The organism is Curtobacterium sp. MWU13-2055, from assembly GCF_023242305.1.
Taxonomy (GTDB): Bacteria; Actinomycetota; Actinomycetes; order Actinomycetales; family Microbacteriaceae; genus Curtobacterium.
Genome location: NZ_JALLIO010000002.1, coordinates 147,773 through 168,577, shown reverse-complemented (window position 1 = coordinate 168,577; position 20,805 = coordinate 147,773). Strand labels below are relative to the sequence as shown.

General features: G+C 71.7%; 19 protein-coding genes. 15 read left to right on the top strand and 4 right to left on the bottom strand.

All coding sequences use genetic code 11. The annotated features are described in order from the left end of the window. Positions 1-33: 33 nt before the first annotated feature. Together M4960_RS05495 and M4960_RS05490 are read left to right on the top strand one after the other, a co-directional pair. Positions 34-906: a GolD/DthD family dehydrogenase gene (locus M4960_RS05495; protein ID WP_248703676.1), complete on the top strand. Its 873-nt coding sequence runs from the start codon at positions 34-36 to the stop codon at positions 904-906. Positions 907-931: 25 nt separating this feature from the next. Next, a complete protein-coding gene (locus tag M4960_RS05490; RefSeq protein WP_111084401.1) occupies positions 932-1,894 on the top strand; it encodes a sugar-binding transcriptional regulator in 963 nt (320 codons plus the stop codon). 125 nt (positions 1,895-2,019) lie between these two features. Here the strand turns inward: M4960_RS05490 and M4960_RS05485 are convergent, their stop codons facing one another. Next, positions 2,020-2,544 carry a DinB family protein gene (locus M4960_RS05485; RefSeq protein WP_131921822.1) on the bottom strand — a complete coding sequence of 175 codons (525 nt, stop codon included), beginning with the start codon at positions 2,542-2,544 and terminating at the stop codon, positions 2,020-2,022. Between the two features lie 210 nt (positions 2,545-2,754). Here M4960_RS05485 and M4960_RS05480 point away from each other — a divergent pair, with 210 nt between their 5' ends. Then, a complete protein-coding gene (locus M4960_RS05480) occupies positions 2,755-4,287 on the top strand; it encodes an MFS transporter (RefSeq protein ID WP_159573218.1) in 1,533 nt (510 codons plus the stop codon). A 172-nt stretch (positions 4,288-4,459) separates the two neighbouring features. Here M4960_RS05480 and M4960_RS05475 read toward each other — a convergent pair whose 3' ends face one another. After that, positions 4,460-5,488 (bottom strand): GTP-binding protein, encoded by a 1,029-nt coding sequence (locus tag M4960_RS05475; RefSeq protein WP_173169255.1) that lies wholly within the window; start codon positions 5,486-5,488, stop codon positions 4,460-4,462. Positions 5,489-5,545: 57 nt separating this feature from the next. On the opposite strand from M4960_RS05475, the gene ykgO reads away from it, so the two are divergent. Together ykgO and M4960_RS05465 are read left to right on the top strand one after the other, a co-directional pair. Next, a complete protein-coding gene (ykgO, locus tag M4960_RS05470) occupies positions 5,546-5,668 on the top strand; it encodes a type B 50S ribosomal protein L36 (RefSeq protein ID WP_022905672.1) in 123 nt (40 codons plus the stop codon). A gap of 28 nt (positions 5,669-5,696) precedes the next feature. Further along, complete coding sequence (locus M4960_RS05465; protein WP_248703675.1) at positions 5,697-6,353, top strand: histidine phosphatase family protein; 657 nt, start codon at positions 5,697-5,699, stop codon at positions 6,351-6,353. Between the two features lie 83 nt (positions 6,354-6,436). On the opposite strand, the gene M4960_RS05460 is transcribed toward M4960_RS05465, so the two are convergent. Beyond that, positions 6,437-8,197 carry a glycerol-3-phosphate dehydrogenase/oxidase gene (locus tag M4960_RS05460; protein WP_248703674.1) on the bottom strand — a complete coding sequence of 587 codons (1,761 nt, stop codon included), beginning with the start codon at positions 8,195-8,197 and terminating at the stop codon, positions 6,437-6,439. A 191-nt stretch (positions 8,198-8,388) separates the two neighbouring features. Here M4960_RS05460 and M4960_RS05455 point away from each other — a divergent pair, with 191 nt between their 5' ends. The 4 genes from M4960_RS05455 (at position 8,389) to ald (ending at position 13,032) form a co-directional block, all read left to right on the top strand. Further along, the gene (locus M4960_RS05455) at positions 8,389-9,351 is read left to right on the top strand and encodes a sugar-binding transcriptional regulator (RefSeq protein ID WP_165901120.1); all 963 of its coding nucleotides are present in this window, start codon (positions 8,389-8,391) and stop codon (positions 9,349-9,351) included. A 49-nt stretch (positions 9,352-9,400) separates the two neighbouring features. Continuing rightward, positions 9,401-10,360 carry an AraC family transcriptional regulator gene (locus M4960_RS05450; RefSeq protein ID WP_248703673.1) on the top strand — a complete coding sequence of 320 codons (960 nt, stop codon included), beginning with the start codon at positions 9,401-9,403 and terminating at the stop codon, positions 10,358-10,360. A 54-nt stretch (positions 10,361-10,414) separates the two neighbouring features. Next, positions 10,415-11,803 (top strand): FAD-binding oxidoreductase, encoded by a 1,389-nt coding sequence (locus M4960_RS05445; RefSeq protein ID WP_248703672.1) that lies wholly within the window; start codon positions 10,415-10,417, stop codon positions 11,801-11,803. A 128-nt stretch (positions 11,804-11,931) separates the two neighbouring features. After that, positions 11,932-13,032 (top strand): alanine dehydrogenase, encoded by a 1,101-nt coding sequence (ald, locus tag M4960_RS05440; protein WP_123291994.1) that lies wholly within the window; start codon positions 11,932-11,934, stop codon positions 13,030-13,032. Positions 13,033-13,135: 103 nt separating this feature from the next. Here the strand turns inward: ald and M4960_RS05435 are convergent, their stop codons facing one another. Further along, complete coding sequence (locus M4960_RS05435) at positions 13,136-13,936, bottom strand: tryptophan-rich sensory protein (protein ID WP_123292320.1); 801 nt, start codon at positions 13,934-13,936, stop codon at positions 13,136-13,138. 164 nt (positions 13,937-14,100) lie between these two features. Between M4960_RS05435 and M4960_RS05430 the strand changes: the two genes are divergently transcribed. The 6 genes from M4960_RS05430 to sufU all read left to right on the top strand — a co-directional run bounded on the left by M4960_RS05430 (position 14,101) and on the right by sufU (position 20,739). After that, entirely contained in the window at positions 14,101-15,084 is a 984-nt protein-coding gene (locus tag M4960_RS05430; RefSeq protein WP_243698069.1) for a magnesium and cobalt transport protein CorA, read from the top strand. A gap of 14 nt (positions 15,085-15,098) precedes the next feature. Next, positions 15,099-17,213, top strand: a complete 2,115-nt coding sequence (locus M4960_RS05425) for an alpha-galactosidase (RefSeq protein ID WP_248703671.1) — start codon at positions 15,099-15,101, stop codon at positions 17,211-17,213. A gap of 60 nt (positions 17,214-17,273) precedes the next feature. Then, positions 17,274-18,557, top strand: a complete 1,284-nt coding sequence (locus tag M4960_RS05420) for a chloride channel protein (RefSeq protein WP_123338757.1) — start codon at positions 17,274-17,276, stop codon at positions 18,555-18,557. 54 nt (positions 18,558-18,611) lie between these two features. After that, positions 18,612-18,866 carry an antitoxin gene (locus tag M4960_RS05415; protein WP_374202887.1) on the top strand — a complete coding sequence of 85 codons (255 nt, stop codon included), beginning with the start codon at positions 18,612-18,614 and terminating at the stop codon, positions 18,864-18,866. 134 nt (positions 18,867-19,000) lie between these two features. Continuing rightward, entirely contained in the window at positions 19,001-20,293 is a 1,293-nt protein-coding gene (locus M4960_RS05410; protein ID WP_248703927.1) for an aminotransferase class V-fold PLP-dependent enzyme, read from the top strand. After that, positions 20,290-20,739, top strand: coding sequence for a Fe-S cluster assembly sulfur transfer protein SufU (sufU, locus tag M4960_RS05405; protein ID WP_131921813.1), 450 nt, complete (start codon positions 20,290-20,292; stop codon positions 20,737-20,739). Before M4960_RS05410 ends, sufU begins: the two co-directional genes overlap by 4 nt. Positions 20,740-20,805 lie beyond the last annotated feature (66 nt).

Genomic DNA, 20,805 nt, shown 5'->3' with positions numbered 1-20,805 from the left:
CTGCTAGGTTCGACCCGACGCAAAGGAGCGAACATGACGACCAGCACCACCCCCGACTTCGCCGCAGCCCTGCGCCCGGGCCCGGACACCGTCGACCTGACGAACGACTTCACCGGCCGCACCGCAGTGGTGACCGGAGGCGCCTCGGGCATCGGGAACGCGATCGCCCGGGCGCTCGCCGCACGGGGTGCGCGGGTCGCGATCGTCGACGTCCGTGCGGACGGCGCCACGGCGGCGGCGGCCGACCTGCCGGCCGCCGCCGATGCACCGGCCGCGGCCGACCTGCCGGCTGCGACCGATGCGCCGGCCGCGGCCGCGGGCCTCCATGCTGGGTTCGGCTGCGACGTGACGGACGAGACGTCCGTGGCGCGCACCGTCGCCGACGTCGTCGCGCACTTCGGTCGCGTCGACGTGCTCGTCAACTGCGCCGGGATCGCCGCACTCGCTCCGGCGGACGAACTGTCCGCCGAGACCTGGTCGAGGACGATCGACGTCAACCTGACCGGCACCTTCCGCGTCGCCCAGGCCGTCGGTCGGCACATGCTCGCTGCCGGGTACGGGCGCGTGGTGAACATCGCCTCGCAGGCCGCGCACGTCGGCATCGATGGGCACGCCGCCTACTGCGCCTCGAAGGCGGGCGTCATCGGACTCACCCGTGTGCTCGCGCTCGAGTGGGGCGGTCGCGGCGTCACCGTCAACACCGTGTCGCCGACCGTCGTCCTCACCGACCTCGGCCGTGCCGCGTGGGCGAACGAGAACGGCATCCGGCACCAGGACGAGATCCCCACCGGCCGCTTCGCCACCCCCGACGAGATCGCCGCCGCGGTGCTGTTCCTGGCGGGGGAGTCGAGCGCGATGGTGAACGGCGCCGACCTCCGGGTGGACGGCGGGTTCACGATCCGCTGAGGTGTGCCGGGGATACGATCGGCGCATGTCCGCCGAGAACCCTGCCGCCGAGGGTGCCCGGACCCGGTTCCCGCTCGACACCGTGTACCAGGCGGCGCGGATGTACTACCTCGAGGACGCCACCCAGGTCGAGATCGCCTCGCGCCTGGGTGTCTCGCGTCCGACGGTGTCGCGGCTCGTGGCCGAGGCGCGCAAGGCCGGTCTCGTCCGCATCGAGGTCGTCGACCCGTTCCAGGACGAGACCGTCGCGCTCGCCGAACGGCTGCAGGTCGTGCTCGGCATCCGAGCGGTGCACCTGGCCGCCGTCACGCACACCGCCACGCTCGGCGCCGACCTCGCCGCGCCCCTGGCCGCAGCGGTCGAGGGCATGGGACTCGTCCCCGGCGACGCCGTCCTGATGTCGTCGGGCCGCACGGTGTACGACGTCGCACACGCCGGCATGCCGAGCCTGCCCGGCGTGCAGCTCGTCCCGACGGTGGGCGGGCAGGCCGACCCGATGCCGTGGTTCCAGACGAACGAGATCACCCGGACCGCCGCGGAGCACTCCGGAGCGATCCCCGCCTTCCTGTTCGCGCAGGCGCTGCCGTCGCCCGCGATGCGCTCCTCGCTCGACGAGGACCCGGCCTTCCAGCACGTCGTCGGGCTCTGGGGCCGGGCGAAGGGCGCGATCCTCGGCATCGGGGCGCCGACCCCGACGCGCGACGCCCTGGCGCGGGGCGTCCCCGTCGAGGACGCCGCGTTCGACCACGCCGCCGGTGACGTCTGCCTCAACTTCTACGCCGCGGACGGCTCGCCCATCGAGTTCCCCGGCAGCGACCGGATGGTCCGGACCTCACGCGAGGTCCTGTCCGGTGTGCCGCACGCCGTCGGCGTCGCCGTCGGCAGCGCCAAGGTCGGCAGCATCGTCGGCGCGGTGCGCGGGGGGCTCGTCAACGAGCTGGTGTCGGACGCCGCGACGGCCCGCGCCCTGCTCGACGCGCTCGCCTGAGCGGTCTGCTCGGCGCCTGCAGGTGCGCGTTCCTTCCCAGAACGGGCGCGATGGAAGGCGCTTTCGGGCATACCTGGTCGTTTCTTCGTGGCAGGTACGCCCGATTCCGGCAGGTACGCCCGAACCTAGTGCGTGCGCCGCACGTCCCACAGGTGGTGGACGGGGTCGTGCGCGTAGTACGTCGCGAGGCTCGCGACGGTGAAGGCACTGCCGTCCGACCGCAGTCCGGTGCGCTCGAGCTGGTCGTCACGGACCTCGTCGAACGCCCGCGCTGCCCGGTGTGCGGCCTCGCCGAGCTCCCGGACGACGACGGCCGGGTCCTGCTCGCCGTACTGGTCCTGGACCGCGGTGGCGTCCTGGTCCCAGTTCGGGAACGTCGGGGCGTCCTCTGTGAGCATCAGGGCGAGCCGCTCGGTCATCTTCCGGTGCACGTCGCGCACGTGGGCGCCGTACTCGAGTGCCGACCAGGTGTGGTCGTCGGGACGCTCGCGCACGTCATCCCGGCCGAGTTCGGTCGGCCACGCAGTCGTGTTCGCGTCGATGATCCCCGGCACGTCGCGGATCGACACCGTGGTGCCGTCGTAGCCGCACTCGGGGCAGGTGCCCTCGATGACCCAGGTCCAGCTCTTCGTCTCGGGCTCGATCGCCATGCGCCGATGTTATGTCCTCGATACTCAGCCTTCCGGATCCGCAGGCGCATGCGGATCGGGCCCTCCCCCCGTTCGGGTGACACGCCGCTGCCTGGGAATCACCGGCCAATGACATTTCGGTCGCTCGGTAACGTCGCTCGCTGTTCCTGAGCCGGTCTCCACCGGCCCGAGCCGGTCCCTGCCGGCTCGTCACGATCCTCGAGGAGAGACATGGGCTCCGATCCCAGCCATACCCCGACCCGGCCGCACCGACGTCTGCGCGAGAGCGACGTCACCGTGGTCGACAAGAGCATGATGCGCCGCGCGGTGAGCGGCATGGTCGTCGGCAACACGATGGAGTGGTACGACGTCGGCGTCTACGGCTACCTGGCGGTCACGATGGGGAAGGTCTTCCTGCCGACCGCCGAGCCCGCCGTGCAGATCCTGTTCAGCCTCGGTGTCTTCGCTGCGACGTACATCGCCCGTCCGCTCGGCGGCATCGTCTTCGGCCGTCTCGGCGACCGCATCGGGCGCCAGAAGGTGCTCGCGACGACGCTCATCATGATGGCGGCGTCGACGTTCCTCATCGGAGCGCTGCCCGCCTACGCGACGATCGGGGTGTTCGCACCGATCGTGCTGGTCGTGCTGAAGCTGGCGCAGGGGTTCTCCACCGGCGGTGAGTACGCCGGTGCGACGACCTTCGTGACCGAGTACGCCCCGGACCGTCGCCGCGGGTTCTTCGCGAGCATCCTGGACTTCGGCAGCTACCTGGGCTTCGCGCTCGGTGCGACCGTGGTCTCGGTGCTGCAGATCACCCTCGGCGAGGACGCGATGGTCGCCTACGGCTGGCGCTTCCCGTTCCTGGCAGCCGGTGTGATCGGCGTCGTCGCGATCTGGTTCCGTCTGCGCATCGAGGAGTCGCCGGTGTTCCAGGCGACCCAGGCCGCGCAGGAGGCCGCCTCCGAGACCCGCGCGTCCTTCGACGGGGAGCGTCCCGCGAACGTGCTCGTGATGGTCCGAGACCACTGGCGGCCGATCGTCATCGCGATCATGCTCGTAGCGGCGTCGAACACCGTCGGGTACGCCCTGACCTCGTACATGCCGACCTACCTGACCGACTCGCTCGGGTACTCGCCGCTCGACGGCACTCTGCTGACGATCCCGGTGCTCCTGCTGCTGGCGGTCATGCTCCCGCTCACCGGCAAGCTGTCCGACAAGCTCGGTCGACGCGTCGTGATGTGGATCGGTGCCGCGACGACCGTGGTGCTCGTCGTGCCGGCGTTCATGCTGATCGGGCACGGTGCGCAGTGGTCCACGCTGGCCGGGCTCGGGCTGCTCGCACTGATGACCGCGCTGTGGGTGTCGAACCAGGCTGCGTCGCTGCCGGCGCTGTTCCCGACCTCGACGCGGTACGGCGGCATGGGTTTCGCCTACAACATCGCCATCGCGGTCTTCGGTGGGACCACGCCTCTGATCGTGCAGGCGCTGCTGACCGTGACCGGGGACGAGCTCGCCCCGGCGTACTTCTTGATGGCGATGAGCGTGGTCGGTGCGATCGGCGTCTTCTGCATGAAGGAGTCCTCGCGCCGTCCGCTGCCGGGTTCGATGCCGGCGGTGGAGACCGAGGCCGAGGCGAAGGAGCTCGTGCTCACGCAGGACACGAACCCGAACCTGGACCTGGGGGACCTGCCGTTCGCCGCGCAGGACGCCGCCGCCCGGGCCGCGGGCGAGGCCGCCGACGCCGAGGCCGTGCCGGCGCGCTGACGCCGGGGGCGCCCGCGGGTCGCTCAACTCGGAACGACGAGGTCGATGTCGTACGACATCGACCTCGTCGTTCGTTGCACGCGCGGGCTGTTGCACGGGGGCGGGAACGACATCGTGGTCGTCGCACGACGTCGCGGATGTCGTTCGGAGTCGGAGCAGTCGCGCTCGCGCCTCACTCGTGCCGGTGCTCCGACGCCGGGTCCACCGCCGGCCACACGGGGAACGGGTCCGCCCACCCGCGCCACAGATCCGGCCCGGCCAGCAGCTCCGGCGGCGTGAGCAGTGCCCCGTCGAGGGCCCGTTCGATCGCCCGCACGTCGAGCCGCTCGCCGACGAACCACAGCGCCTGCCCGATCGGGGCGTCGGCGTCCCACGACGGGTTCGCGGTGGGGTCGAGCGCGAGCATCGCGCCGAAGCTCGACCACGAGCCGACGTGGTCCGGGCGTGACGCCAGCCGGAAGAACCCCTTCGAGCGGAGCACCCGGCCCGAGGCCCCGGCGGCCAGGTCCCGCTCGATCACGGTGGCCAGTCGCCCGGGGTGGAACGGCAACGGCTCCCGGTAGCGCATCGCGACCAGGTCGTCGCGGGCGTCCCGGCCGGTGTCGGCTCCGCTCGACAGGGCGCGCATCCACCCGGCGCCCGAGGCCAGGACCCGAGCGGCTCCGCCGTTCGATGCGGGCAGGTCGCGCGCGGTCCGGAGTGCGGGCAGCGCCACGATCACGGCCTGCGGCGCGAGCCGGTGGAGCAGTGCGACCAGTGCGCGACGGCGGCGCAGGGACAGTGGCGCGAGACGGTCGAGTGCGATGACGGTCGCGTACTCGACGAGGGACGCCACCCGGTCGGCGGCCACGAATGCGTCGTCGACGTCGGACCACAGCAGGTGGGCGACGTCGTCGGCGCGCAGTACCCCGACCACGTGCCGGAGCACCCGGTCGTCACCGGTCTCGCTCCGGGCGGCGTTCGCGAGCATCATGCCCACGGCACGGGCGTCGGAGCCGGGCTGCAGCGTGACGACGAGGCCGTGGTCGGCGTCGGGGCCGCAGGCGCGGTCGAGGTGGTCAGCCCGCTCGGCGACCGCGCGGGCCGCTGCGAACGCACTCCCGTCGACGTGCATCCGGTGCCCCGTGGCGATCCGGGCGGCGACGCGGTCGGCGTCGACCTCGTGGAGGGCGGTGACGAGGGTGATGGCAGCAGCACGCATGTCGAGTACCCTACCTGAAAACCGTTCTCAACAAGAGAGCGCCGACGGAGGAGAACCATGAAGGTCCGCAACTCGCTCAAGGCACTGAAGAAGATCCCCGGCTCGCAGGTCGTCCGTCGCCGCGGCCGGGTCTACGTCATCAACAAGCAGAACCCCCGCTGGAACACCCGCCAGGGCTGACGTCGGCGGTGGTCCGTAGGGTGGATCCATGCGACTGCTGCTCATCCGCCACGGCCAGACCCCCGCGAACGTGAACGGTGTCCTCGACGCCGTGGTGCCCGGACCCGGCCTGACCGAGCTCGGCCAGCAGCAGGCGGATGCCCTGCCGGCAGCCCTGGCCGACCGGGGGATCGAGCGGCTCTTCGCCTCCACCATGATCCGGACGCAGATCACCGCGGCACCCCTGGCGGCGTCGCTCGGGCTCGAGCCCGTCGTGCTGCCCGGTCTGCGTGAGATCGAGGCCGGGGACACCCAGGGCAAGAGCGACAAGGTGTCCGTGCAGCTGTACATCTCGACGGTGCACGGCTGGTCCGGCGGGGACCGCACGACCCGGATGCCGGGGGCGGAGAGCGGGCTCGAGTTCTTCGAGCGGTACGACGACGCCGTGCGGCAGATCGAGGCCACCGGCGTCGGCGTGGCGGCGGCGGTGAGTCACGGTGCGGCGATCCGTACCTGGGCGAGCGCGGCCGCCGACAACACCCCGGACCACTTCGGCACCAAGCGCCACCTGGAGAACACCGGCATCGTCGAGCTCGAGGGGTCCTTCGCCGACGGCTGGCACCTGGTCGACTGGGAGGGCGAGCCGATCGGTGGTGACCAGCTCATCGACCGCACCGCGCTGGACCCGACCGGCGAGCGCTACTGACGCACGAGAACGCAACCCCATGACGGACGGGAGGCCCGGTACCAGCTGGTACCGGGCCTCCCGTCCGTAGGTGGTCGCGTCGACTACGCGAGCTGCGACGCCGACGCCTGTGCCGTTGCGGACGTCAGCGGCACGATCACGCGGTGCGCCTCGCGCAGCACGTCGAGCGTGCGCTGGACCTCGTCCGCGCGCTCCTCGGGCGTCCAGTCGAGCGCCCCGGCGAGCACGTCGGCCAGCTCGTCGAGCAGATCGATCGTGACACCGCCGACGAACGCGAGGTTCGTGCGGCGCAGCACCACGTCGACCAGGTGGACGGCCTGCTCGTGCTCGGCGAAGTACGCGACCTCGGCGCGGGTCAGCGACGGGTCGGACTCGAGCGCCTCGACGGGGCCGTCGGTCAGGACGTCCACGACCTCGGCCGCACGGGTGCCGTAGCGCTCCAGCAGGCCCTCGACCAGGGATTCGTCGAGGCCGTCACGGTGCGACGTGATCCACAGGGCGCGCTGCGCGTCGGTGGTGGGGAACTCCTTGCCACCGCCGATCGCCATGCCGGTGGTGTCGACCTTGCGGGGCATGCCGAGCTTCGTGGTGGCCTCGGTCGACAGGTGCGCGGCGAGGGCACGGAACGTCGTCCACTTGCCGCCGACGAGCGACAGCACGGTCGACTTCGGCAGCCCGGCGATCTGGGTGTCCACGATCCGGTAGTCACGCGACACGAAGCCGGGGGCGGTGTCCTCGTGGCGGGGGAGCGGGCGGATGCCGGAGTAGCTGTAGACGATGTGGTCGCGCGTGACGTCGATCTGCGGGAACACGTGCTTCACGAGCCCGAAGAAGTAGTCGATCTCCTCGTCGGTCGTCGTGACCGGCTTCGAGGGGTCGGCGTCGATGTCGGTCGTGCCGATGAGGACCCGGCCCTTGAGCGGGTAGATGAGGACGATGCGTCCGTCGTCGTTCTCGAAGAACAGTTCACGGCCCTTGGTGGCCTCGAGCAGCTCGTCGTTCTGGACGACGATGTGCGAGCCCTTGGTGCCGCCCATGAACTTCGTCTCGCCGCCGAACGCCTCGTTCGTCAGGTCGGTCCAGGGGCCGGACGCGTTGATGACGACCTCGGCGGTGAACACGAACTCCTCGCCGGTCTCGCGGTCGCGCAGCAGCACGCCGCCGTCGCGGGTGCCGGCGGCCTCGACGTAGTTCGTCGCACGGGCGGTCGCGGCGGAGCCGGTCCCGGTGCCCGCGGCGATGCCGTCCTTGAGGACGTCGAGGGCCAGGCGCTCGGGCTCGTGCACGCTCGCGTCGTAGTAGGTCCCCGTGTACTTCAGGTCCTTGTTGAGGGCGGGCATGTCCTCGAGCGCGGCCTTCTTGGTGCGGAAGACGTGCTTCGGGACGGAGCCGCCGTCGCGCGAGAAGGAGTCGTAGATCGTCATGCCGATCTTGATGAGCATCGCGCCGCGCTCCTTGGTGGAGCGCTGCTTGTGCGTCAGCATGCGCAGCGGGGCGTTCATGATGCCGGAGAACGTCGAGAAGATCGGCATCGTCGTCTGCAGCGGCTTGACGTAGTGCGGGGCGATGCGGATGAGGCCGTTGCGCTCCTGGACGCTCTCGCGCACCAGGCGGAACTCGCCGTTCTCGAGGTAGCGGATGCCGCCGTGGATCATGTGGCTCGACGCGGCGGACGCACCGGAGGCGTAGTCGCCGCGCTCGACCAGGGCGACGTCGACGCCCTGCAGCGCGAGGTCGCGGAACGTGGCGATGCCGTTGATGCCGCCGCCGACGACGAGGACCTGCGCGTTCGGGCGCTCGGTGAGGGCGGTCACCGTGTTCCGGGGCTGTGTCTTCTTCGACATGGTTCGTCGCTTCCTTCGTCTGTTCTCGTGGTCAGGATCGATCGTGCGCCGGTTTGGGAGGTCGGGCAACTCGCGTGCACGAACGTGCAGCACACGTGTCGTGCGCTCCGATCCGGGGGCCGGGAGGCGCGACAGGGGTTGCAGAGGCCGTGCACGTCCGTGCATGGTTGCGTTCGACAGATCGGAGCACCATGAGCGATGCGGCTCAGCCCATGCGCACGCAGCAGGCGCTGCGCGCCGCCCACCTGTACTACCTGCAGGACCTGACGATGGACGCCATCGCGGACGAACTCGCCACCTCGCGCTCCTCGGTGTCACGCCTGCTGAAGTACGCCAGGGACACCGGCCTCGTCGACATCCAGATCCGCTCACCCCTCGACCAGGCCGCCGCGCTGAGCCGCAGCATCCGCTCGCGGTTCGGCGTGCACGCGCACGTCGTCCCGGTGCCGGACCACACGAGCGACGTCGACCGCCTGGAACGTGTCGCCCTGTCCGCCGCCCGGATCCTGACGCAGTACGTCGAGTCGAACATGGTGATCGGGATCTCGTGGGGCTCGACGGTGAGCGCGGTCAGTCGGTACCTCGTGCCGAAGACCACGCACGGGTCGACCATCGTGCAGATCAACGGCGCCGCGAACACCCGGACCACGGGCATCGTCTACGCCTCGGAGATCCTGCGGCGGTTCGGCGAGGCGTACGGCGCGTTCGTGCAGCAGTTCCCGGTGCCCGCGTTCTTCGACGACCCCGCCACGAAGGAGGCGCTGTTCCGCGAGCGCTCGATCCGCCGTGTGCTCGACCTGCACGAGCGGATGGACCTGGTCGTGTTCGGTGTCGGCGCCCCGCAGGCCCCGGTGCCGTCGCACGTGTACTCCGGCGGCTACCTCGACCCCGCGGACCGCGACGAGCTGACGAAGGCCCAGGTCGTCGGCGACGTCTCGACCGTGTTCTACCGGGCCGACGGGTCGTGGCGGGACATCGGCGTGAACGCGCGCGCGGGCGGCCCGGACCTCGACACCATCAAGCGCGCTCCGCGTCGGGTCTGCGTCGTCGCGGGCCGGTCGAAGGCCGCGTCGTTGCGGGGTGCGCTGGCGTCCGGGCTCGTCACGGACCTGATCCTGGACGAGAGCGTCGGGCAGGCGATCCTGCAGCCCTGAGTCAGGATGTGACCCGGTTCTGTCGGGGGTGCCGGGTACGTTCTCGGCCATGGTGATCTCGATGGACCGACCGGGCGGCCGGTACTCCCGTCGCGTGGTCGGCACTGACGTCGACCAGGCGCTCGCGTTCTTCGGGCGCGACTACGACTTCCGGGCACCCGCGGTCCGGCGCACCCGCCCCACCGCGCACTGGGACTTCGCCGGCGTCGGCGACGACCGGATGTCGCTGCGGTCGTCGCGGTTCATGGTCGACCTGCGCAGCGAGAGCCAGGTCGACGACGAGTTCCTGGTGGCCTGGATGCGGAGCGGTTCCAGCCGGATCACCTGCGGCGGCGACACCTGGGCGCTCGAAGCCGGCGTGCCCGTCGTGCTGCCGTTCGCCGAGCCGTACTCCCTGCACCACCGCGACATCGCGCTGAACCTCGTGCACCTGGACCGCGACTTCGTCCGGGCGATCGTCGGCGAGGACGACTTCGCCTTCGAGCCGATGCAGCGCCCGACGGCTGCGGGCACGGCCGCGTGGCAGGACGTGGTCCGGACGCACTCGTCGACGTGGCTCAACGTCGACCACGACCTCGACCCGATCGCGCAGCGCGACATCGCCGAGGCCTTCGCGACCGCTGCGATCCGCGCGTTCCCGCAGCGCGATCGCTGGCGCTCGACCGTGGCCGGCGGCGGTCCGGAGCACGGCCGCGTCCGCCGGGCGCTCGACTTCGTGCACGAGCACGCCCGCGAACCCATCGGCACACCCGAGATCGCCGCGGCGGCGGGGCTCAGCCCGCGCGGGCTGCAGCAGTCCCTGCGACGGCACCTCGACCAGACGCCCGGCGACCTGCTGCGCGAGGTGCGGCTCGACGGTGCGCGGGCGGACCTGCTCGGGGGTGCGCGCAACGAGACCTCGGTCGCCGAGATCGCCCGGTCGTGGGGCTTCGGGCACCTCGGGCGGTTCTCGGCGACGTACCGTGCCCGCTTCGGCGAGCTGCCGAGCGAGTCGCTCCGTACGCGCTGACCGCCGTGGGGGCACCGAGCCGGGGAGTCCACCCGGCGGCGGTAGCGTGACGACATGGACACCGTCGTCACCGAGCTCCGCTCCGCCCTGCACGACCCCGACGGCACCGTCGTCCGGACCGAACCGGGCGTGCTCGACGCCGCGCGGACCGACAAGTCCGGCTGGATCGCACCCGGCGGTCCGGTCGCCGTCGTCGAGGCCCGCACCGTCGAACACGTGCAGGCGACGCTCCGGACCTGCTCGGCCCTGGGCGTCCCCGTCGTCCCGCGCGGCGCCGGCACCGGTCTGGCGGGTGGCGCGAACGGCACCGAGGGCACGGTGGTGCTCAGCGTCGCGCGGATGGACCGCATCGTCGAGGTGTCCGTCGAGGACGAACTCGCCGTCGTCGAACCCGGGGTGCTCAACGGTGCGCTGAACGCCGCCGTCGCCGAGCACGGGCTGCGCTTCGCACCGGACCCCGCGAGTGCGGCGATCGCGAGCGTCGGCGGGAACATCGCCACGAACGCCGGTGGTCTGCGGTGCGTGAAGTACGGCGTCACGCGCGAGGCCGTACTCGGACTCGACGTCGTGCTGGCGGACGGTCGGCTCGTGTCGACCGGCCACCGCACCGTGAAGGGGGTGACCGGCCTCGACCTGACGGCGTTGCTCGTCGGGTCCGAGGGCACGCTCGGCGTCATCGTCGGCGCCACGGTCCGACTCGTCCCGATCCCGGCGGGGGAGCCCGCGACCCTCGGGGCCGTCTACCCGTCCGTGCAGCAGGCGGCGGCCGCGGCAGCGGCCGTCGTGGCGGGAGCGGATCGGCCGTCGACGGTCGAGCTGCTGGACGTCCTCGCCCTCGAGGGGATCGCGGCGTACCTGGGACCCGAGGTGATCGTGGAGACGGTGGGGAGCACCGCGGCGGGCGGGGTCTTCCTGCTCGTGGAGTTCGACGGCCCGGGCGCGACCGAGGCCGCGCTGGGAGCCGTGCCGCGCCTCCAGGCCGAGGGCGGGACCGTGCACCTGGCCGGGTCGGCGGCGGAACGCGAGCGCCTGATGACGATCCGTCGGTCCTTCCACGCCGCGATGGAGTCGCGAGGCCGGGTGCTCATCGAGGACGTCGCGGTGCCGCGCAGCCGGCTCGCCGAGATGTTCGCCCGTGTCGAGGCCATCGGCCGCGAACACGGCGTCCCGATCCCGACCGTGGCGCACGCCGGTGACGGCAACCTGCACCCGAACTTCGTCTTCGACGGCGACGAGGTGCCGGCTCAGGTCTGGGACGCCGCTGATGCGATGTTCCGTGCCGCGATCGAGTTGGGCGGCACCCTGACGGGCGAGCACGGCGTGGGGGTGTTGAAGCGTCGGTGGATCGGTGACGAGCTCGGGGACGACGTGCTCGAGCTGCAGCGGGGGATCCGACGGGTGTTCGACCCGGCAGGCATCCTGAACCCGGGCAAGGTCTTCTGAGCGGCTGATCGCCGAATCTCATCGCACGGATGCGCCGTGTGTCGTCAGGATCTTCGGCCGTAACGTCACCGCAACGAATCCGGCGCTGAATGGTGTGGACGAGAGCACCACCCACGAAGGAGTCTGCGATGCGCATCGGCGTCCCCACCGAGATCAAGAACAACGAGTACCGCGTGGCGGCCACCCCGGCGGGTGTCGCGGAGCTGGCGCTGCACGGCCACCAGGTCCTGGTGCAGGCCGGCGCCGGCACCGGGTCGGCGTTCCCCGACGACGAGTACCGCACCGCGGGCGCCGAGATCGTCGACACCGCCGCCGAGGTCTGGGCGCGCGCCGAGCTGATCCTGAAGGTCAAGGAGCCGGTGGCGTCCGAGTACCCGCTCATCCGTCCGGGACAGGTGCTCTTCACGTACCTGCACCTGGCGGCCGACCGCCCGCTGACCGATGCACTCATCGACTCCGGGGCCACCGCGATCGCCTACGAGACCGTGCAGCTGCCGGACCGCTCGCTGCCCCTGCTGTCGCCGATGTCCGAGGTCGCCGGACGGCTGTCCGCCCAGGTCGGCGCCTACAACCTGATGCGCACGAACGGCGGACGCGGACTGCTGCTCGGTGGGGTGCCCGGCACGCCGAAGGGCCGCGTCGTCGTGATCGGCGGCGGGGTCGCGGGCGAGCACGCGGCGACGATGGCGCTCGGCATGGGGGCCGACGTGACGGTCTTCGACATCAGCCTGCCCCGGCTGCGCGCGCTCGACGCCCGGTTCGACGGGCGGATCACGACGCTGCGGTCGTCGGCGCACGCCATCGCGGAAGCCCTGCGGGACGCCGACCTGGTGATCGGTTCCGTGCTCATCCCCGGGGCGTCCGCGCCGAAGCTCGTCACCGATGCCATGGTCGCGGACATGCGGCCGGGATCGGTGCTCGTCGACATCGCGATCGACCAGGGCGGCTGCTTCGAGGGCTCGCACCCGACCACCCACGACGACCCGACGTTCGCGGTGCACGACACCGTGTACTACTGCGTGGCGAACATGCCCGGTGCCGTCCCGCGCACGAGCACGATCTCGCTGACGAACGCGACGCTGCCGTACGCCGTCGCGATCGCCGACCGCGGGTGGGAGGCCGCGCTGGCCGCCGACCCGTCGCTCGCCCTCGGCCTGAACGTGCACGCCGGCGAGGTCACGAACGAGGCCGTGGCGTCCGCGCACGGGCTCGTGGCGTCCGCGCGGTAGGCCCCGGCCGCCTGCGGGCCCGGCGCTGGCGCGCGTTGTTTCGCGCTCAGCGACAGTTCACGCAGCCTCGCGGCCGTGAACTGTCGCTGAGCGCGAATGTTGGCTAGGCCGTGCGCGCCGCCAAGCCACGCGCGCCGGACCAACCCGCACGCGCCCGCACGGCGACCGTCACCACCACGACCGCGGCGGCTGCGACCACCGCGGCCACGGCGGTCGGCGTCGACACCAGCGGACCGTCGAGCCGCGCGACCGCCACCCAGGCCAGCCCCCAGGCCAGGGAGAGCATCGGCGCCAGGCGACCCCGACCCCACACCGCCAGCAGCAGCCCGACGAGCCCGGCCACCGCTGCGACGAGCACACCCCACACGTCCTGCCCGAGGTCGAAGCCCCGGAAGCCCGCTGCCGTCAGCACCGCGGCCGTGTTCGCTGCCGTCGCGACGCACACCCACCCGAGGTAGAGGCCGAACGTGCCGTCGGTGACGATCGCCTCGACGACGCCGGAGGGCTTCGTCCGCCGCAGGATCGTGAACGTCCAGACCAGCACCGCGAGCAGGGCTACGATGATCGGTTCGCTCGCCCACAGGAACCCGAACTGCACCGACAGGATCCACGCCGCGTTGAGCAGCAGCGACAGGATCGCCGGCACCGCCAGCTTCGCGTGCCGGTCATCGTCCGACGTGCGGAAGAGCTGGCGGATGGCGTAGGCGATGAGGCCGACGTAGACGACGCTCCAGATCGAGAACGCCGGGCCGTCCGGTGCGATGGCGGTCGACGACGCGGACAGTGCTCCGCCGGCAGCGTCCTGGATCGGTGTCCCGCCGGCGGCGCCGGACCCGACGAACGCCCCGACCACCGCGACGACGGCACTCACGGCGACCGCGATGCGCTTCCAGATCCTCTTCATGACCGTTCCCTTCGTCAGCATGCTGATGACCTGCACCGTAGGCGGGCGGTCCTGTCGGGCGCGCAGCGTGCGTTCAGCCTGTGGGGGACGGCGGACTGGAGGCCCGTGGCGGGCCCGCCACGGGCCTCCCGTCCGAAAGCCGGTCACCTGCGTACGGTGGTCGCGTGAGCGTCGAGATGAACACCGTGTACGTCGACCGGATCGCCCCGATGGCGAGTCCGTCGCTGGACGACACCTTCCGGATGCTCGACGAGCAGGGCGCGAGCGCGTGCATCGTGCTGTACCAACCGGACGCGCAGGAGCTCGGCGACGTCGCGGTCGCCCTGGGCCTGCACGAGCTCGCGGTCGAGGACTCCGCCGAGGGGCACCAGCGGCCGAAGCTCGAGCGGTACGGCTCGACGCTCTTCGTGGTCCTCAAGCCCGCGCTCTACAACGACGGGCAGGAAGAGGTGGCGTTCGGCGAGGTGCACGCCTTCGTCGGTGAGGACTTCTTCCTCGTCGTGGTGAAGGCCGACCCGCGCGGCAAGCCGACCGTCCCGCGAGCGCTGCAGCGGATGAGCGGCAAGCCCGGCCTGGTGACGGTCGGACCGCAGGCGCAGCTCTGGGCGCTCATGGACACGATCGTCGACGGCTACGTGCCGGTGATCGACGGGCTGGAAGAGGACATCAACCAGATCGAGGACCAGCTGTTCGCGGGCGAGGCCGGGGTCTCTCGGCGCATCTACGAACTGTTCGGCGAGGTCGTCGACTTCCAACGTGCGGCCCGACCGCTCATCCACATCATCGAGAACCTGCACCGCGGCGCCGAGAAGTACCACCTGCCGATCGAGATGCAGCGCCGGTTCCGCGACGTCCTCGACCACGCCATCCGCACGGTGGAGCGGCTGGACACGTTCCGGCAGCTGCTGCAGAACGCCCTGACGGTCGACTCGACGCTCGCGGCGCAGAAGCAGAACGACGACACGAAGCGGATCTCCGGCTGGGCGGCGATCCTGTTCGCCCCGACGCTCATCGCCGCCATCTACGGCATGAACTTCACGCACATGCCCGAGCTGACGTGGACCTGGGGCTACCCGCTGTCGATCGTCGGGATGGTCCTGTTCGCCGCGATCCTGTGGGTCGTGTTCAAGGTCAAGCGCTGGTTCTGAGGAAGACTGGGGCCGTGACCTCGTCCGACCTCGTCCACCTGACCGCCGGGGGCGTCTCCCTCGTCCTCGACTGCCGTGACCACGCGCTGCCCGCGGTGGTGCACTGGGGAGCAGCCCTCGGGCCACTCGACGACGACGCGCTCGTCGCACTCGCCGACGCGGACGTCGCCCCCGTGGCCCAGAACGAGATGGACGACCCCGTCCGTGTCGCCGTGCTGCCCGAGCCGAACCGCGGGTGGAGCGGACGACCCGGCCTGGCCGGACACCGCGACGGCCACGACTGGTCGCCGGCGTTCACCGTCCGGGCGCTCGACGTGACCGACACGACCGTCACGGCCGAGGCTGCCGACGACACCGCGGGGCTCGCCGTCCGGCTGACGATCGAGGTGCTCGTCTCCGGACTCGTCCGCGCCCGGGCTGCCGTCACGAACACCGCCGACGGCGTCTACACGGTGGACGACCTGACGGTGGCGATGCCGATCCCGTCCGGGGCGCGCGAGGTCCTGGACTTCGCCGGTCGATGGGGCAAGGAACGCACCCCGCAGCGCCGCGAGCTCGTCGTCGGCACCCACCAGCGCGAGAGCCGCAAGGGCCGGACCGGCGCCGACGCCGCGACCGTCCTGACGGTGGGGGAGCCCGGCTTCGGCTTCGCCCGCGGGCAGGTCTGGGGCGTGCACACCGGGTGGAGCGGGAACCACCGGCACCACGCCGAACGCCTGTCGACCGGGCGCCAGGTGATCGGCGGCGGCGAACTGCTGCTGCCGGGCGAGGTCCGGCTCGGCACGGGCGAGACGTACGAGGGGCCGTGGGTGTGGTTCACCCACGGTGACGGGCTCGACGACCAGGCCCGACGGTTCCACCAGTGGCTCCGCAGCCGGCCGCAGCACCCGACGACGCCGCGGCCGATGACGATCAACGTCTGGGAGGCCGTGTACTTCGACCACGACCTCGCCCGGCTGACCGACCTGGCTGAGCGCGCCGCGGCCCTCGGGGTCGAGCGGTACGTGCTCGACGACGGGTGGTTCCGCGGCCGCCGGAACGACCACCTCGGGCTCGGCGACTGGTACGTCGACGAGGACGTCTGGCCCGACGGGCTCGGGCCGATCGTGGACCGTGTCCGGGCGCTCGGCATGGAGTTCGGCCTGTGGTTCGAACCCGAGATGGTGAACGAGGACAGCGACCTCGCCCGCGCCCACCCGGAGTGGATCATGCAGGCGGACGGCCGTCTGCCGATGCGGTCCCGCGACCAGCAGGTGCTCGACCTGGCGATCCCCGAGGCGTACGAGTACGTGCTCGAGCGGATGACGGCGATCATCGGCGAGTACGGCATCGAGTACGTCAAGTGGGACCACAACCGCGACCTGGTGGAGGCCGGGTTCCCCGGTGGCGGCGCGGCGGTGCACGAGCAGACCCTGGCGACGTACCGGCTGATGGCGACCCTGAAGGGGCGCTTCCCGACGCTCGAGATCGAGTCGTGCGCGTCGGGTGGCGCCCGGGTCGACCTCGGCGTGATCGAGCACACCGACCGCGTCTGGGTGTCCGACGACATCGACCCCCTCGAGCGGCAGCAGATGCACCGGTGGACGCAGCAGCTCCTGCCCCCGGAACTCCTCGGCGCGCACATCGCGAGCGGCAGGAACCACTCGACGGGCCGCGTGCACGACCTGGCCTTCCGGGCCGGCACCGCGCTCGTCGGGCACCTGGGCATCGAGTGGGACCTCACCGAGGCGACGGCGGAGGAGTCGGCGTCGCTGGCCGAGTGGATCGCGCTGTACAAGGAGCTGCGCGGGCTGCTGCACGGCGGCGACCTGGTGCGGATGGACGAGGTCGACGACTCCCGGCTCGTGTACGGCACGGTCACGCCGGACCGGCAGCACGCCGTCTTCTTCCTGGCGAGCATCGGGCGGTCCGAGGTGTCCGGCACCGGTCGGGTCACCTTCCGCGACCTCGACCCGGACGCCTCGTACCGCGTCGACCCGATCGTGGTCGGCGACGGGCACGGGATCGTCCGGCCGGACTGGTGGAGCGGCGCACGGGTGTTCAGCGGTCGCGTGCTCGGCACGGTCGGCCTGCACCCGCCGCTCATGCCCGCCGACTGCGTGGTCCCGTTCCGTCTGACGGCCGTCTGACGGCGGGTGGGACGACCGGGAGGCCCGGTGCCGGTGATCGGAGCCGCTAGGGTTTCCGACATGCCGCGCTCCGGACACGCGACCCCCGTCTGGGCGCTCAAGCTCGCCGTCGTCACCGCCCTGGTGGGCGTCTCCGGCGGCATCGCCGGCATCGCCGTGTGGCTCGCGCTGCAGCTCATCCAGTTCGTGGCCTTCGGGTACGGCTTCGGTGGGCACCTCGAGGCGGCGGACGCACCGTCGGCGCTGAACCGGTTCCTCGCCCTCGTGGCCGCCGGTGTCCTGACGGGCTTCGCCTGGTGGGCGCTCCGGCGCTGGGGGCGTCCGATCGTGTCGGTCACCGCGGCGGTCGGCGGCAAGCGGATGCCCGCGCTGGCGACCCTGGCGAACGCCGGCGTGCAGATCCTGGCGGTCGGTCTCGGCGCCTCGATCGGCAAGGAGGTCGCGCCGCGCGAGGTCGGCGCCTGGCTCTCCCAGCTCGTCACCCGTCGTGCCGGTCTGACCCCGCGCGAGACGAAGATCCTGGTCGCCTGCGGAGCGGCAGCGGGCCTCGCCGCGGTGTACGACGTCCCGCTCGGTGGTGCGCTGTTCGCCGTCGAGGTCCTGCTCGGCGAGATCAGCTTCGCCACGGCCCTGCCCGCGTTCGCCACGAGTGCCGTCGCCGCGTTCGTCGCCCGGCTCGTGATCCCGGACGAGGTGCTCTACCACGTGCCCGCGATGCACATGTCGCCGTCGCTGCTCGTCTGGGCGATCATCGTCGGGCCCGTCCTCGGCCTGGCGGGCGTCGGGTTCGTGAAGCTCACCAACCGGCTGCAGGGCATCGCGCCCAAGGGCTGGCACCTGCTCGTCGTGCTGCCGGTGGTGTTCGCGATGGTCGGGCTCATCGCGGTGCCGTTCCCCGAGATCCTCGGCAACGGCCGGGCGCTGGGCATCGTCGCGATGAACGCCTCGCTCGACGACGACACCGTCGCCGGCCTGGCGCCGATCGTGCTGCTCCTGCTGCTCGGCGTCGTCCGCACGATCACCACGTCGGCCACGATCGGTGCCGGCGCGGTCGGCGGCACCCTGACGCCCTCGATCGCGATCGGTTCGGCGATCGGCGGCGGCCTCGGTGGCGCGTGGCTCCTGCTCTGGCCGGCCGACGGCCCGGGCCTGGCGGCCTTCGCGTTCGTCGGCGCCGCGGCGTTCCTGGCGACCACGATGCGGGCCCCGTTCACGGCGCTCGTCCTGGTGGTCGAGTTCACCCAGGAGGGCACCGACATCCTCATCCCGTCGCTCCTCGCGGTGTCCGGGGCGGTCGCGGTCGGGTACGTCCTGGCACGTCGACGCAGCGCACAGATGGTGTGAACACTTCGTCACGTTCCGGGACAGAGGTCGGTTCTGCGGCCTACGATCTGCGGCATGACGGAGCGATGGGCTCCGCACCGAGCTGAGGAGCAGGCCATGGCGGGGTTCGACGACATCACGAAGAAGGCCCAGGACTTCCTGAAGGACAACAAGGTCCAGGACGCCCTGAAGAGCGAGAAGGCCGAGGACATCAGCGACAAGGTCCTCGGGGGCGTCGCCGACGCGGTCAAGAAGGCCACCGGCGGCAAGTACGACGACAAGATCGACGGTGCCCGCGACGCTGCGGACAAGAAGATCGGCAACGAGTAGCCCCACCGTGCGACGGCCCAGGACCCGGCGTGGTCCTGGGCCGTTCCCGTGCCGACTGGACGCCGTCGGGAACAACGGCCACCATTGACGGGTTGCTCCGGACAGCAACACCAGGAGGACGAGACGTGACAGTCGTGGCGCCGAACCAGCCGCTCACCGAGGCCGAGGTCGAGACGATCAAGTCGGACTTCCCGATCCTCGCGCAGGACGTGAACGGGCAACCGTTGGCGTACCTGGACTCCGGGGCGACGGCGGAACGCCCGACCCAGGTCCTCGACGCCGAACGCCGGTTCCTCGAGCACGACAACGCCGCCGTCCACCGCGGGGCGCACACGCTCGCGGCGCTGAGCACCGATGCCTACGAGGACGCCCGTGCCACCGTCGCCGACTTCATCGGCGCTGCCGGTCCGAGCGAGGTCGTCTGGACCGCGAACGCCACCGACGCCCTCAACCTCGTCGCCTACGGCATCGCGAACGCCAGCCGTGGCCGCGGCGGGGTCGACGCCGCTCGCTTCCGCATCGGACCGGGCGACGAGATCCTGGTCACCGAGGCCGAGCACCACGCGAACCTCGTGCCGTGGCAGGAACTCGCCGCGCTGACCGGCGCGACGCTCCGCTGGGTCCCGGTCGCCGCCGACGGCACCTGGACCGCCGAGGACGCCGCGGCCCTGATCACCGACCACACCAAGGTCGTCGCGTTCGCGCACGTCTCGAACGTCACCGGCATGGTCGCCCCCGTCGAGCAGATCGTCGGTCTCGCTCACGCCCGCGGCGCACTGGTCGTCCTCGACGCCTGCCAGTCCGCGCCGCACCGGCCGCTCGACGTGCAGCAGCTCGGCGTCGACTTCGCCGCGTTCTCCGGGCACAAGATGCTCGGCCCGAACGGCATCGGCGTCCTCTGGGGCCGCAGCGAGCTGTTGAACGCGCTGCCCCCGTTCCGCACCGGCGGGTCCATGATCACCACCGTGACCATGCAGGCGTCGGAGTTCATGCCGGCACCCGAGCGGTTCGAGGCCGGCACGCAGCCCGTCTCGCAGGCCGTCGCCCTTGCCGAGGCCGTCCGCTACCTGCAGGGCATCGGCATGGAACGTGTCCGCGCGCACGAGGAGCACCTCGCCCGGCGCATGCTCGACGGCCTGGCCGCCGTCCCCGGCATCCGCGTCGTCGGTCCGCCGGTCGGCGTCCCGCGATCGGGCCTGGTGTCGTTCGACGTCGACGGCGTGCACGCCCACGACGTCTCGCAGTACCTCGACGCGCAGGGCATCGCCGTCCGCTCGGGGCACCACTGCGCCCAACCCCTGCACCGCCGCCTCGGCCTGGTCGCCACCAGCCGCGCGAGCACCTACGTCTACACGACCGAGCACGACGTGGACCGGTTCATCGCGGCCGTCGGCGAGGTCCGCGGCTACTTCGGAGCGACCGTATGAACTCCCTCGACAGCCTGTACCAGCAGGTCATCCTCGACCACGCCAAGGCCCGGCACGGCGACGGCGACCTGCCCGACGCCGACGCCTCGCACTTCGAGCGCAACCCCACGTGCGGCGACGAGATCACCGTCCGCATCCGTCTCGAACCGGGCACCGACCGCATCGCCGGTCTCGCCTGGCAGGGCGACGGCTGCTCGATCTCGATGGCGTCGGCATCGGTCCTCACCGACATGGCCGTGGGCCGCACGGTCCCGGAGCTCCTCGCACTGACCGACGAGTTCCGCACGATGATGCGCTCCCGCGGCGTCGGTGAGCCCGACGAGGACGTCCTCGAGGACCTCATCGCCTTCCACGGCGTCTCGAAGTTCGTCATGCGGGTCAAGTGCGGCATGCTCGCCTGGGTCGCGGCGGAAGCCGCTGCGCGTGAGGCGACGGCGTCCCGCTGAGCCGGGTGCGGCTCGCGATCGCGACCACGTGACGGCCAGGAGGCCCGGTGCGGGCCCGCCCAGCGC

Bases quoted from the DNA above. Each gene is read 5' to 3' on its own strand.
- M4960_RS05465 (WP_248703675.1), top strand. From the start codon at position 5,697: ATGCGACTGCTGCTCATCCGCCACGGCCAGACCCCCGCGAACGTGAAC.
- M4960_RS05460 (WP_248703674.1), bottom strand. From the start codon at position 8,197: ATGTCGAAGAAGACACAGCCCCGGAACACGGTGACCGCCCTCACCGAG.
- M4960_RS05495 (WP_248703676.1), top strand. From the start codon at position 34: ATGACGACCAGCACCACCCCCGACTTCGCCGCAGCCCTGCGCCCGGGC.
- M4960_RS05455 (WP_165901120.1), top strand. From the start codon at position 8,389: ATGAGCGATGCGGCTCAGCCCATGCGCACGCAGCAGGCGCTGCGCGCC.
- M4960_RS05485 (WP_131921822.1), bottom strand. From the start codon at position 2,544: ATGGCGATCGAGCCCGAGACGAAGAGCTGGACCTGGGTCATCGAGGGC.
- M4960_RS05420 (WP_123338757.1), top strand. From the start codon at position 17,274: ATGCCGCGCTCCGGACACGCGACCCCCGTCTGGGCGCTCAAGCTCGCC.
- M4960_RS05475 (WP_173169255.1), bottom strand. From the start codon at position 5,488: ATGCGTGCTGCTGCCATCACCCTCGTCACCGCCCTCCACGAGGTCGAC.
- M4960_RS05490 (WP_111084401.1), top strand. From the start codon at position 932: ATGTCCGCCGAGAACCCTGCCGCCGAGGGTGCCCGGACCCGGTTCCCG.
- ald (WP_123291994.1), top strand. From the start codon at position 11,932: ATGCGCATCGGCGTCCCCACCGAGATCAAGAACAACGAGTACCGCGTG.
- M4960_RS05450 (WP_248703673.1), top strand. From the start codon at position 9,401: ATGGTGATCTCGATGGACCGACCGGGCGGCCGGTACTCCCGTCGCGTG.
- M4960_RS05435 (WP_123292320.1), bottom strand. From the start codon at position 13,936: ATGAAGAGGATCTGGAAGCGCATCGCGGTCGCCGTGAGTGCCGTCGTC.
- sufU (WP_131921813.1), top strand. From the start codon at position 20,290: ATGAACTCCCTCGACAGCCTGTACCAGCAGGTCATCCTCGACCACGCC.
- M4960_RS05480 (WP_159573218.1), top strand. From the start codon at position 2,755: ATGGGCTCCGATCCCAGCCATACCCCGACCCGGCCGCACCGACGTCTG.
- M4960_RS05445 (WP_248703672.1), top strand. From the start codon at position 10,415: ATGGACACCGTCGTCACCGAGCTCCGCTCCGCCCTGCACGACCCCGAC.
- M4960_RS05415 (WP_374202887.1), top strand. From the start codon at position 18,612: ATGACGGAGCGATGGGCTCCGCACCGAGCTGAGGAGCAGGCCATGGCG.
- ykgO (WP_022905672.1), top strand. From the start codon at position 5,546: ATGAAGGTCCGCAACTCGCTCAAGGCACTGAAGAAGATCCCCGGCTCG.